Below are 12,732 nucleotides of genomic sequence, written 5' to 3' on the forward strand. Positions count from 1 at the left end.
TTCACTGGCTCCGGAAAACGGGCTGCTACGCAGCCCTTCGCAGCCTTCGGCAGCGACTACAGGGATTGGCGCAAGGCGGGCGGGAATGTTAGCGTGCTTACATTCCCGACAGCCGATGAGCCTTGTTCCGATGAGCCTTTCCAGCACAAAGAAAACCGTACTCGCCTTCAGCCGCGTCACCCCCGAGATGATCGAGCGCCTGCAACAGGACTTCAACGTCATTGCCCCCAACCCCAAGCTGGGGGATATCAACGCACAGTTCGATGAGGCCCTGCCCCACGCCCACGGATTGATCGGCGTCGGCCGCAAGCTGGGACGCAAGCAGCTGGAAAACGCCACACAGCTGGAAGTGGTGTCCAGCGTGTCGGTGGGCTACGACAACTACGATGTCGACTATTTCAACGAGCGCGGCATCATGCTCACCAACACCCCGGACGTCCTCACTGAAAGCACGGCTGACTTGGGTTTTACCCTGATCATGAGCAGCGCCCGCCGGGTCGCGGAGCTGGACGCCTGGACCAAGGCCGGCCAGTGGCAGGCCAGTGTTCCGCCGGCCTTGTTCGGCAGCGATGTGTACGGCAAAACCCTGGGAATCGTCGGCATGGGCAATATCGGCGCAGCGGTTGCTCGCCGGGGACGGTTGGGTTTCAACATGCCCATCCTGTACAGCGGCAACAGCCGCAAGACCGAGCTTGAGCAAGAGCTGGGCGCTCAGTTTCGCAGCCTGGACCAACTGCTGGCCGAGGCGGATTTCGTCTGCCTGGTGGTGCCGCTCAGCGAGAAGACCAAACACTTGATCAGCCATCGCGAACTGGGCCTGATGAAGAAAAGTGCGATTCTGGTGAACATCTCCCGTGGCCCGGTGGTCGACGAGCCGGCCCTGATCGAAGCCCTGCAAAACGGCACCATCCGTGGCGCGGGCCTGGACGTTTACGAGAAGGAGCCCCTGAGCGATTCACCGCTGTTCCAGCTCAAGAATGCCGTAACCCTGCCCCACATCGGCTCGGCCACCCATGAAACCCGTGAGGCGATGGCCAACCGTGCGCTGGCCAACCTGCGCAGCGCCCTGCTGGGTGATCGCCCGCAAGACCTGGTCAACCCGCAGGTGTTCAAGGGCTGACACTGGGCCTGTTGTGGGAGCGGGCTTGCTCGCGATGGCAGCGACGCGGTGTATCAGTCACACCTCGGCGATCCGATCGCGAGCAAGCCCGCTCCCACAGGGGGGAGGCTCACGCCAGCTTGGCGTTCAGTGCCACCGGTTTGGGCTTGCGAAACACCAGCACGTTGCCCAGCATCACCAGCACCAGCCCGGCCAAAGCCGGAGCCGTCCACTGATAGCCCTCTGCAAAGGCCGACACATTCAGCGCCACCAGCGGGAACAACACCGTGCAATACGCCGCGCGTTCCGGGCCCATGCGCCCGACCAGCGTCAGGTACGCGGTAAAACCGATCACCGACCCCGGTATCACCAGATACAGCAACGAACCGACATAACGCGCGTTCCATTCCATGTCGAACGGGATACCCCTGAACACGCAGTACACCGCCAGCATGCTGGCGCCATAGAGCATGCCCCAGGCATTGGTCGTCAGCGGCTTGAGGCCAGCCTTCTGTTGCAAGCTCGACAGCATGTTGCCCGCCGAAAAACACAGGGTGCCGATCAACGCCAGGCCCAGCCCGAGCAAAATCTGCGGCGTCGCCGTATGCCCGCTTAATTCCGGCCAGAACAACAAACCCAGTCCGAGCATCCCCAGAGCACCACCGGCAATGACGTTACGGGCGACTTTCTGCTTGAAGAAAATCCGCGAATTCAGCGCGTTCCACAACGTTGCAGTGGAAAACACCACCGCGATCAACCCCGTTGTCACCCACTGGCTGGCGGTCAGAAAACACATGAAATTGACGCAAAACAAACACAGCCCCTGAGCCAGGCATATCAGATGCCCGCGCCTGTTCATCACCTGCAATTTGCGGCTGAGCAGCAGCACAACAAATAGCACCAGCGCCGCCAGGCCAAAGCGATACACGATGGACACCGGAATCGCCACCACTCCCAGTTGCAGCTTCAGGGCGATCCACGTGGTCCCCCAGATCAGCACGGTCAACACATACAAAAAAAGATTCATGGCGCACTCCAGACAATGGCTTTCAGTCTGTGCCCGAGCCTGTGCGCGCACTTGCAGATTCTTGCGCTTTTGTTGGCCCGGGGCTGGCAGCCCGGGCGCTACGGAGTAGGATGCAAGGCGTTGGAGAACTGACCATGCACACACTGCACACCCTACAAGTCTTTCAAGCCATGGGCCGCTCGCCCAATGCGCGCCTGGAGAACAGTGCCGAACTGGGTGACGGCATGTCTGCGGCCATGTGGAGCAATCACCACGACACCCGGGATTATGAAGCACCGACCCACCACACGTTGTCGTGCTACATCTCTGGCGGCACTGGCACTTTTCGTCGTGAGACACCCGGCGCCAGAGGCGCTCCGGGCAAGTTATGCGTGCTGCCCGCCGGGCATCAATCGGCCTGGATCATCAATGGCGAGATTCGACTGGCCCATGTCTATGTCAGCCAGGAGCAGTTTGCGCTGAGCTGCATCACCCTGCTCGACCGCGAACCACGGGAACTGCAACTGCGTGAAATCACCTTTCAGGATGACGAGCAGCAGACCCGGCGTTTTCACCAACTGATTGGCATGAACTGGAACGAACCCGGCGAACGCCTGCTGACCAGCAGCCTGGCGGGCGCCCTGCTCGACCATGCGGTGCTGACACAAGTGGGCTTGCGTGACGGGTTGCAACTCAAGGGCGGGCTGGCGGCCTATCAACGGCGCCAACTGGTCGACTACATCGAACACCAGTTGGCCGAGCCCCTGAGCATCGGCCAACTGGCGGCCCAGTGTGCGCTGTCGCCTTATCACTTTGCGCGCATGTTCCGCGAAAGCTTCGGCGTGCCGCCCCACCAGTACCTGTTGGCCCGCCGCCTGGCCCGCGCCCGCGACTTGCTGCGCCACAGCGCCCTGGCACTGGGCGACGTGGCACTGGCCTGCGGCTTTGCCAGCGCCAGCCACTTCGCCAACCGTTTCAAGCAAAGCCTGGGCAGTACACCGGGGGAGTATCGAGTGGCGTTCAGGTAACGTTGAGGGAGCAAGCTTGCTCCCTCAACGAGTCATACCCACAGGTTCCGGCCCTTAAAACTCCAGCGTGCTGGAGAATGTCATTTGCCGCGCATCCCCGATCGAGACGAAGGTCCGGCTGGCCGCCGAGGTGTAGTAAGTGCGGTCGAAAAGGTTTTTGACGTTGACCTGGAATTTGACCTTCTGCCCTTCGATCCGGGTGTCATAGGTGGCGAAGGCATCGGCCACGGTGTAGCCCGGCAGGTCGAAGTCGTTCAGGGCATCCCCCGCCCGCTCGCCCACATAGCGGGCACCGGCACCCACCCGTAATTTGTCACCGCCCACGATGTTGCCAAAGTCATACACCGCCGACACCGAGCCGCTGTTTTTGGCCACGTTCTGCAATCGCATGCCTTCGTATTTAGTGTCCTTGGTCACTTCGGCATCGGTGTAGGCGTAACTGCCGATCAGGCTCCACTGCTCGCTCAACTGGCCGCTCACGTCCAGTTCCAGCCCTCGCGATCGAACTTCACCGGCAGCCGAATACACGGTATTGCGGCCCTCGGTGGTGGAAACCAGTACGTTGCGCTTCTGGATGTCGAACAGCGCAACGCTGCCGGTGATACGCCCGGGAAGATCGAGCTTGGCGCCCAGTTCCCAGGATTTTGACTCCTCCGGCGCAATGGCCGAATCCAGTACCACACCCCCTGTCAGCGGCGCGATGGTGGAGTTGGGTTTGAACGATTCGGTGTAGCTGCCATAGAACGACAGTTCATCGGTGTAGCGATAAACCAGACCGGCACGGGGGATCCATTTCACGCCATTGGTGTCAGTGTTGGCCTTGAACGGAATGGCCTTGCCAGCCAGTTGGTCGTACTTCTGAAAACGTGCCCCGGCTACCAGAATCCATTGGTCGGTGAGGTGGATAGAGTCCTGGGCAAAGAGCGAGTCACTGCGCAGCAAGTCGGTCTGGTTGCTGTCACTGGCGCTCACGGTGGTACCGGCAACTTCCTTGCCATACACCGGGTTTTCATAGTTGAACACGGACTGGCTGTCCTGGCGGATCAGCTCGGCGCGGTAGATCTTGCGGTATTCATCATCCACGCCAAACACCAGGTCATGCTGCATCCCCGCCGCCTGGACCTTGCCCTGCAGGCTGAAGGTCGAGAAGCGGTCGGTGGTGAGTGCGCCTTGGGTGCCGTCCATTTTACGGGTCAGGGTGCCATTGGAGTTGACCTCAGTGACGCGCACCTGACTGGCATCGTAGGTCTCACGATTCCAGCTGTAGCCGAAATGGGCTTTCCAGTCGTCGTTGAGGTCGTGATCGACTTCGAGACGGTACAGGTCAGAGCGCCCTTCCATATTGTTGAACGGCTCATCCAGTCGGCGCGTGGCCGGAATATCCAGCGGATGATTGGTGGCCGGGTTGATCGCCGTACCGCGATCAAAAGGCGTCAAGAATTCCCGATGTTCGTATGCCAGCAACACCTGCGTGTTGTCGCCATACCAGGCCAGAGACGGTGCAATCAGCGTCTCGCGGTGCACACCGAAGTTGCGCCAGTAATCTTCGTCCTGATGGTCGATGATCATCCGGTAAGCCAGCCCCGAATCACCCAGCGGGCCGGTGCTGTCCAGGCTGCCACCACTGCCGTTTTTGCCCGAGCCATAGGTTGAGCCACGTACCGTCAGTGCGTTGTACTGCTCAAACTGCGGTTTTTTGCTGACCACGTTGACCACGCCGCCCGGGTCTTGAATCCCGTAGAGCAACGAGGCCGGCCCCTTGAGCACTTCGACCCGCTCAGTGGTGGCATTCATCGCCCGCCCCTGCACCAACGGCATGCCATCGCGCATGATCGAACCGTCGCGGTTGTCGCCAAAACCGCGCTTCATCACCGAGTCCTGGGTGCTGCCCAGCGTATTGCCCTGGGTGATACCGCTGACATTGTTAAGCGCGTCATCCAGATTGCGCGGCGCCTGATCGCGAATCACCTGGGCGGCAACCACGTTGATGGTCTGAGGGACTTCCATGGACGAGCCCGTGCCGCGCATGACCGAAGTGGTGGCCGGTGGCTGGTAGCTGGTGTCGGTTGAGGCCAGCGAGGTGATGCTGGTGGCCCCCAGGTTCAGGGCGCCTGCCGTAGGCTGGGGTTCGAGGGCGAAGGTGTTGGCGTCGGTACGGCGCACATTGAAGCCCGACTGCGCGAGTAACTGCTGCAAGGCCTGATCAGCACTCATGCGGCCCTTGATGGCGGGAGCCTGCAGGCCGAAAGGGGCTTCGTCGGTATAGACCACGCTGAGACCGGTCAAACGTGAGAAGTCGTTCAGGGCATGGGGCAGCGGTTTGGCCGGCTGGTTGAAATCGAACAACGCGCTGGCCTGCTGCTGCGCAACCTCGGCGGCCATCGCGACGTAAAGCGGGTTGAGTGCCAACCCGGTCATCACTAAAGCAGAAGCCCCCAACCACTGTTTCACCGAACTTGCCCTGGACTTCATGCTCATGACCTGTGTGTCGACCTGATACGGAATACGAATTTTTCGCATTTTCAAGCACTACACGGATGCGGCCGGGGGATACCTCACCTGATGCTGAAAAAAAATTTCGGATGTGGGAGCGGGCATCAACGCAACACAATCAGCCCAAGCACGCTGTGCTGCTCGAACCCGAGCACGCCCTGCAACGAATTGAGCACCGCCTGCGGGTCCTGGCTGGGAAAGCTGCCGCTGATCCGCCTGGCGCCCAACTGGCTGTTGAGCAACACGATCTGACCGGGGTAATAGCGCTTCAGGTCTGCCACGACGTCGACCAGCGGCGTTTTGTAGTAGGTCAGCCAGCCCGAGCGCCAACCCAGCTGGGCCTCACTGTCGACACGATGCACCGCATCGGTCACTCCAGCGTCGTAGGCCATTTGCTGATCGGCGATCAGAATCTGCTGCGCAGCGTCCTTGCTCGCCTTGACCCCTACCCGCCCGGACAGCACCGTGACTTGCGCGCCACCGGGTTGCAGGCGCACCTCGAACTCGGTACCCAGCACCCTCGCTTCGCCGCCCTCGGCATCAACGACAAAGGGATCACCGGTGTGGGTGACGTGAAAAAAGGCCACGCCGCGGCGCAACTCGACATGCCGTTCGCCAGCGCTGAAGTTCACCGCGATGGCGCTGTCGGCATCGAGCGTAACCCTGGATTGATCGGCCAAAATTACGGTGCGTACTTGCCCCGGCGCGCTCACATAATCAGCGCCCAGATCATCCAGCCATCGCGCTGGCTGCCAACCGGCAAACACGCCGACCACCATCAGCAAACACGCAGCAATGGCCAGACCGCCGGACCAGTGGCTGACGCGGCTGCGTCGGGAAGTGTTCATCGCTGACAGATAACGCTGCATGACCCGTGCTTCTTCGGCCGCCAGGGTGCTGCCCGCCACTTCGCTCAACTCCCACACCACTTGCGCCTGGGCGTAGGCCTCGGCGTGGGCAGGATCGGCCTGCAGCCAGCGGCTGAATGTGGCCTGGTCACCGCTATCGGGCTGATCGTGCAGCACACTGAGCCACGCCAGTGCGGTGCGCTCTTGCTCGGGGGTGACGGAAACTTTCGAACGACTGATCACAACGCTGTCTCTGATGGCGGCTCACGCAGACTGGCCTTGCAGGCCTCCAGGGCGCGCATCATATGTTTTTCGACGGCACTTTGGGACAGGCCCATGACCTTGGCGATCTCGGCATAGGTACGACCGTGAATCCGGTTGAGCAAGAAGATATGCCGCGTGCGCTCAGGCAGGCTGCGCAAGGCGGCCTCGACCTGACGCAAATCATTGCCCGCCTCCAGCGCCGCCTGGGGCTCGCAACCGTTGGCGTCCGGCTCGGGCTGCCAGTGATGGTTGATCCGCTCGCGCGTACCTTCGCTGCGCAAGTGGTCGATGGCGATGTTGCCCGCGCAACGCAGCAAATAGGTGCTGAGTTCTTCGACTTGCACCAGGGGCCGCCGCCAGAAACGCAGAAACAAATCCTGAACCAGATCGGCAGCCGTTGCCCGGCATCCGACGCGACGGCTCACCAGCGCTTCCATTTGCGGACGCTGGGATAAAAACACCTGCAGAAAATGCGCACGTCCTTGGCGGGCTTCGCGGGTGGGACCATTCTCAGGTTCGGGTGGGATCATGGACATCGGCGCGCAGGTTAAAAGGAAAGCGATACTAATGATAAATATTCTCATATGCAAAAGCAGATGACGGGGTGCGCTGCTGTCATTGATCAGTGGTGATTGCTCAATGCAATCAGGCACCTCTACAATGCGAACAATTCTTGTTCTCTAAAGCGTTTTCAGCGCAGCTGGAGTGGTCGTTGTCGCAGTCAAACACCGTCGAGGTTCTGTATCAGGACCACCACAGCTGGCTCACGGGCTGGTTGCGGCGCAAGCTGGGTTGCCCGCAAAGCGCCGCCGACCTGGCCCAGGACACGTTCATGCGGCTGCTGACCGCCCGCGAAACCCCGACCCTGGCCGAGCCCCGGGCTTTTTTGACGGTTGTTGCCAAGCGTGTGTTGTTCAATCACTACCGCCGCCAGGATCTGGAGCGCGCCTATCTGCAGGCGCTGGCCCAAATGCCGGAACAGGTGGTCCCCAGCGAAGAAGAACGGGCAATCATCCTGCAAACCCTGATGGAACTGGATCAGTTGCTCGACGGTTTGCCCTCCCCGGTCAAGCGCGCCTTTCTGCTGGCCCAGATCGACGGCCTGAGCCACGCCGAAATCGGCGCCCGGCTGGGCATTTCGGTCGCCACCGTCAAACGCCATCTAAACAAGGCGGCCCTGCGCTGCTACTTCGCCCTGTGAACGGCGCCTTCCCCCAGGCACCCGACATTGGTTCGGCTGTCGCCGAGCAGGCCGTGAACTGGCTGATCGAAATGCAGGACGGCGAGCTCAGTCCACGGCGCCAGCAGGCATGGCAGCAATGGCTGCAGGCCCACAGCGAACACGAGCGGGCGTGGGAGCATATTCAACGGATCAACCAGCGTTTGCGCGGTTTGTCGTCACCACTGGCCCATGCCGCCTTGAATGCACCCAAAGGCACCAGCCGCCGTCAGGCCCTGAAACTGTTGCTGTTGTTGGGCGCCGGTTCTGCGCTGACCTACGGCTTGCGCGATCAATTGCCCATCACCCCGCTGCTGGCGGACTTCAGCAGCCCGGTGGGCCAGCGCCGCACGCTGCAATTGCACGATGGCAGCCAGATCCAGCTCAACACGGCCAGTTCGGTTGATGTGAGGCTTGACGGTCAACAGCGGGTGATTCGCTTGCTCGAAGGCGAGATGCTGCTGACCGCAGCCCAGGATCCGCGTCCCTTACAGGTACTTACCGCCCACGGCGCCCTGCAGCCCCAGGCCGCACGCTTGAATGTGCGCCAGTTCAGCGATCGCACGGAGGTCGCCGTATTTGATGGCCGGGTTGCCCTCACCCCAACGGCGCATTCGGGTAGCCCGCTGTGGATCGAGCCCCACCAGCAACTGAGCTTCAATCGCCTGGACTGGAAGCCGCCGCGCCCACTGGATGCGGGGAGCGGTGCCTGGACCGACGGCATGCTGGTTGCCGCCCACATGCGCCTGGCCGACTTTCTGGCCGAGCTGGGACGCTATCGTCGGGGCCAGCTCCACTGTGACCCGAACGTCGCCGACTTGCTGATTTCAGGCACCTATCCGGTAGACAACAGCGAGCGCGTGCTGGACCTGCTGGCGGTCAGCCTGCCGGTGCGGATCAAGCGCTTCACCCGGTATTGGGTGACGGTCGAAGCAAAGGCCTGATAACGCCCACACAGGGGCAATATAAATTTCAAACACTGTGAGCTGATTTCAAATCTGGCGTGACAGAGAAGGCAAGCCACTTCGTTTTTCATCTTCTCAGGATCCTTTCATGCCTGCTCAGCCCTTGCGTCTCATGTCCCTGACCCGTTTGCTACTGGGTGCCAGTTTGAGTTTCAGCGTTCTGCCGATGGCCTTGGCCGACGCCAAGGCCTATCACATCGCCCCCTCATCGCTGGAAAACGCCCTGAACCAGTTCGGTCGTGAAGCCGGGGTGCTGATTTCCTTCAGTTCAACCGCCGCCAGCGGTATTCAGAGCAAGGGCCTGGAAGGCACCTACGACCCCGAGCAAGGCTTGCACGCCTTGCTCGAAGGCACCGGCCTGCAAGCCCGTGCCGAAGGCCAGGGCGCGTTCAGCCTGCAACCGGTGACTGCCTCCACAGCGCCGGCAAGCATTGAGCTGGGCGCTTCCAGCGTGGTCGGCGACTGGCTGGGAGACGCGGCGCAGACCAATGTATTCGAACACCCCGGCGCCCGTGACGTGATCCGCCGCGAAGACTTCGAACGCCAGGGCGCGACCACTGCCCGGGAAGTGCTCAATCGCATTCCCGGCGTCAACGCCCCGGAAAACAACGGTACTGGCAGCCATGATATGGCCCTCAACTTCGGTATTCGCGGGCTCAATCCACGGCTGGCGACCCGTTCGACCGTGTTGATGGACGGCATCCCCGTGCCCTTCGCGCCCTACGGTCAGCCGCAGTTGTCGTTTGCCCCGATCAGCATGGGCAACATGGATGCGGTCGACGTGGTTCGCGGCGGCGGTGCAGTGCGTTATGGCCCGCAAAACGTAGGCGGTATCGTCAATTTCGTGACTCGTGCCATTCCTGACGAACCTACCGTCAAGGCGGGTTTCCAGACCGAGACCAGCCCCTCGTCCACACAGGATGGCTTCAAGAAAACCGCCAACCTGCTGGCCGGTGGTACCGCTGACAATGGCCTGGGCGGCGCCTTGCTGTACTCCGGTACCCGCGGCGGTGACTGGCGCGAACACAGCGACACGCGCATCGACGACTTGATCCTCAAAGGCAATTACCAGATCGACGAAGCCAACAGCCTGAACGCCATGGCCCAGTACTACGATGGCGAAGCCGATATGCCCGGCGGCCTGAGCACAGCAGCCTACAAGGCTGACCCGTATCAATCGACCCGCCCGAACGACAAGTTCTGGGGCCGCCGCACACTGGTCAACTTCGGTTATCGCTACCAGGAAGACCGCCGTGAATTCACGGTCAACAGCTTCTTCACCAAAACCCTGCGCAGCGGTTACCTGGACCAGGGCACCTTTCTCTCGCTGTCACCACGGGAATACTGGGTTCGGGGGATCGAAACACGCATAGCCCAGGGCTTTGATCTGGGCAACACCAGCCACGAAGTGGGCGCGGGCTATCGCTATATCAACGAAGCCGGCCATGAACTGCGCTACCGCACGCCCATTGCAGCCAACCAGCTGCCTACCACCAATAGCCGCAATGACCGCGACACCCGGGGCGCCACCGAGGCCCATGCGTTCTTTATCGACGACAAGATCGACATCGGCAAGTGGACGTTCACCCCCGGCATTCGCTACGAAATGATTGAACAGCAGCAAACCAACCTGCTGACCCACGTCAAATACAAGGGCGACTACAACACTCCGCTGCCTGCCTTGAACGTGATGTACCACGTGACAGACAGCTGGAATCTCTACGCCAATACCGAAGGTTCTTTCGGCAGCGTGCAGTACAGCCAGATGCCCAACCGCGTCACCGGCGGCGAAGTAAAACCGGAAAAAGCCCGCACCTGGGAAATCGGCACACGCTATGACAATGGCAACCTGCGCGCGGAGATCGGCGCATTTCTCATCAACTTCAACAATCAGTACGACAGCAACCAGACCACCGATACGGTGATCGCCCGGGGCAAGACACGGCACCAGGGCATCGAGGCCAGCATCAATTACGCGCTGGATGGCCTGAGCCCGGTACTGGCGGGTTTCGACGTATACGCCACCTACGCCTATGTTGACGCGACCATCCGCGAAGATGGGCCGAACAAAGGCAATCGTGTGCCGTTCTCCTCGAAAAACAAAGGCAGCATCGGAGTCGGTTATACCGAAGGCCAATGGAAAGCCAATCTGGACAGTACCTTCCAGAGCAACCAGTTCGCCGACAACGCCAACACACGTGCCGAAAGCGCTGACGGCAGCACCGGTCTAATCCCCGGTTACATGGTGTTCAACAGCCGCGTGGGCTATGACTTCGGTCATCAACTGTCTGACCTGAACGTGGCGGTGGGCGTCAAAAACATCCTCAATCACGAGTACTACACACGCTCGTTTGACGATAACAACAAGGGGAAATACGTGGGCGAACCGCGCACGCTCTACGTCCAGACTTCTGTCGCATTTTGATATAAATCGATCATAGCCCGCACACGCGGGCTTTTCTCACCGGCAAAGACTGACGCCGATCACGACTTGAAAGACTTCCTGAAAATAGTGCTTGAAATATTTGCTCATCGGCCCAAACACTGTAACTGAGCAATGACGATGAACCTTTGTACACACGAGGCCGTCAGACCTCACACGAGCACGCTTATATAAGGGAAGAACTATGCTTACTCACGTCTTTTCCGATAAACATATCGACAGTGACAAACGCACCCAAGACTGGGTCACCGCTACTGTTGAAGTAACGCTCGAACGCCATTTGGAAGATCTGACCCGGGTCGAGGTCCATCTCAGTGATGAAAATGGTGGCAAGTCTGGTCCGAAGGACAAACGCTGCAAAATGGAGGCTCGACCTAAAGGACACCAGCCGATTCTTGTATCCCACGACGCTGATTCGCTGACCCAGGCTGTGGAGGGTGCAGCTGAAAAGCTGGAGCACGCTCTGGAACACCTGTTTGGCAAGCTGCGTGGCAAACGCACTGCGGCCCTCGCCCCGGAAGGGTTTGAGGCAAAAGAACCAAAGCAGAGCGCTGACGCTTTGCTGGAAGAAGAGTTTTTGGAAAAAGAAAAAGAACTCGAACTCAATAGCTGATACCGCGTCCAGGACGCATAAAAAAGGGCGGGCTTACTTCGGTAAGCCCGCCCTTTTTCATGAAGAGCCCTTACAACTCGCCCTTCTCCACTTCCGGATGCTCACTGGAGCCGGTACCGGTCTTGCGATGGGGATTCTCGATCTTCACCGACGGGAACTGCGAAGACGCATAGCGCACCACCAGGATGGCAAACGCCAGCAACAGGATTGCCCCGGTCAGGTACACCACGCCCATGTCCGGCGGGTTGTGGTGTGACACGTTGGAAATCAGCAAGCGGGTCAGCGCCGTAATTGCCACGTAAATCAGGAAGCGCACGGGCATGTGGTTGGTTTTAAAATAAATGCCTACCATGGCGCCCAGTTCCAGGTAGATGAACAGCAGCAGGATGTCATCAATCGAGATGTTGCCTTTCTCCACCATCCCCAGAAATTCCATCACCGCCGCCCAGGCAGTGACCGCTCCAATGGCAAACAACGCCAGGTAATGGAAGGTTTCGACGAACAGATTGCCCATCGATTCGGCCAGTTCATGAACCTGGCGACGTAGCTTCTCAGCTTTGTTAACTCTCACGATGCAGCTCCTTGAATCGACTCGAACGGATCATCCGCGATGCACATGACGCTTTTTACATGCAGAAAAAAGGCCAGCGACCCCTGGTGAGATGATGGCGGGCGGCTATTAGACACGTCAGGCTACCGTTGCACCTACCAATTGCAGCTAGAGTGAAAAAGCCGCTATTCAAATCCAGGTGAT

The 12,732-nt window shown here is 60.0% G+C and carries 11 protein-coding genes; 6 read left to right on the forward strand and 5 right to left on the reverse strand.

The window, feature by feature from the left end:
* The first annotated feature begins 130 nt into the window (after window positions 1–130).
* Window positions 131–1,120: a 2-hydroxyacid dehydrogenase gene (locus VSQ83_RS19180; RefSeq protein WP_133076317.1), complete on the forward strand. Its 990-nt coding sequence runs from the start codon at window positions 131–133 to the stop codon at window positions 1,118–1,120.
* Window positions 1,121–1,229: 109 nt separating this feature from the next.
* Here VSQ83_RS19180 and VSQ83_RS19185 read toward each other — a convergent pair whose 3' ends face one another.
* Window positions 1,230–2,126, reverse strand: a complete 897-nt coding sequence (locus tag VSQ83_RS19185) for a DMT family transporter (RefSeq protein ID WP_326427340.1) — start codon at window positions 2,124–2,126, stop codon at window positions 1,230–1,232.
* Window positions 2,127–2,260: 134 nt separating this feature from the next.
* Between VSQ83_RS19185 and VSQ83_RS19190 the strand changes: the two genes are divergently transcribed.
* Entirely contained in the window at window positions 2,261–3,133 is an 873-nt protein-coding gene (locus VSQ83_RS19190) for an AraC family transcriptional regulator (RefSeq protein WP_133076319.1), read from the forward strand.
* A gap of 54 nt (window positions 3,134–3,187) precedes the next feature.
* On the opposite strand, the gene VSQ83_RS19195 is transcribed toward VSQ83_RS19190, so the two are convergent.
* The 3 genes from VSQ83_RS19195 to VSQ83_RS19205 form a co-directional block, all read right to left on the reverse strand.
* Entirely contained in the window at window positions 3,188–5,605 is a 2,418-nt protein-coding gene (locus tag VSQ83_RS19195; protein ID WP_326427736.1) for a TonB-dependent siderophore receptor, read from the reverse strand.
* 125 nt (window positions 5,606–5,730) lie between these two features.
* Window positions 5,731–6,717: a FecR domain-containing protein gene (locus VSQ83_RS19200; protein ID WP_133076320.1), complete on the reverse strand. Its 987-nt coding sequence runs from the start codon at window positions 6,715–6,717 to the stop codon at window positions 5,731–5,733.
* On the reverse strand, window positions 6,714–7,274 hold the full coding sequence (locus tag VSQ83_RS19205) for an RNA polymerase sigma factor (protein WP_133076321.1): 561 nt from the start codon (window positions 7,272–7,274) through the stop codon (window positions 6,714–6,716). The genes VSQ83_RS19200 and VSQ83_RS19205 overlap by 4 nt, the downstream gene beginning before the upstream one ends.
* A 176-nt stretch (window positions 7,275–7,450) precedes the next feature.
* Between VSQ83_RS19205 and VSQ83_RS19210 the strand changes: the two genes are divergently transcribed.
* The 4 genes from VSQ83_RS19210 to VSQ83_RS19225 all read left to right on the forward strand — a co-directional run bounded on the left by VSQ83_RS19210 (window position 7,451) and on the right by VSQ83_RS19225 (window position 11,978).
* Window positions 7,451–7,939, forward strand: coding sequence for a sigma-70 family RNA polymerase sigma factor (locus VSQ83_RS19210; RefSeq protein ID WP_219261669.1), 489 nt, complete (start codon window positions 7,451–7,453; stop codon window positions 7,937–7,939).
* A complete protein-coding gene (locus tag VSQ83_RS19215) occupies window positions 7,936–8,901 on the forward strand; it encodes a FecR domain-containing protein (RefSeq protein ID WP_219261670.1) in 966 nt (321 codons plus the stop codon). Before VSQ83_RS19210 ends, VSQ83_RS19215 begins: the two co-directional genes overlap by 4 nt.
* A gap of 109 nt (window positions 8,902–9,010) precedes the next feature.
* On the forward strand, window positions 9,011–11,347 hold the full coding sequence (fecA, locus tag VSQ83_RS19220) for a TonB-dependent Fe(3+) dicitrate receptor FecA (RefSeq protein ID WP_133076324.1): 2,337 nt from the start codon (window positions 9,011–9,013) through the stop codon (window positions 11,345–11,347).
* Window positions 11,348–11,549: 202 nt separating this feature from the next.
* The gene (locus tag VSQ83_RS19225; RefSeq protein WP_133076325.1) at window positions 11,550–11,978 is read left to right on the forward strand and encodes an HPF/RaiA family ribosome-associated protein; all 429 of its coding nucleotides are present in this window, start codon (window positions 11,550–11,552) and stop codon (window positions 11,976–11,978) included.
* Between the two features lie 70 nt (window positions 11,979–12,048).
* Here VSQ83_RS19225 and VSQ83_RS19230 read toward each other — a convergent pair whose 3' ends face one another.
* On the reverse strand, window positions 12,049–12,549 hold the full coding sequence (locus VSQ83_RS19230; RefSeq protein ID WP_133076326.1) for a phosphate-starvation-inducible protein PsiE: 501 nt from the start codon (window positions 12,547–12,549) through the stop codon (window positions 12,049–12,051).
* Window positions 12,550–12,732 lie beyond the last annotated feature (183 nt).

Source organism: Pseudomonas sp. DSV-1, from assembly GCF_035830915.1.
Taxonomy (GTDB): domain Bacteria; phylum Pseudomonadota; class Gammaproteobacteria; order Pseudomonadales; family Pseudomonadaceae; genus Aquipseudomonas.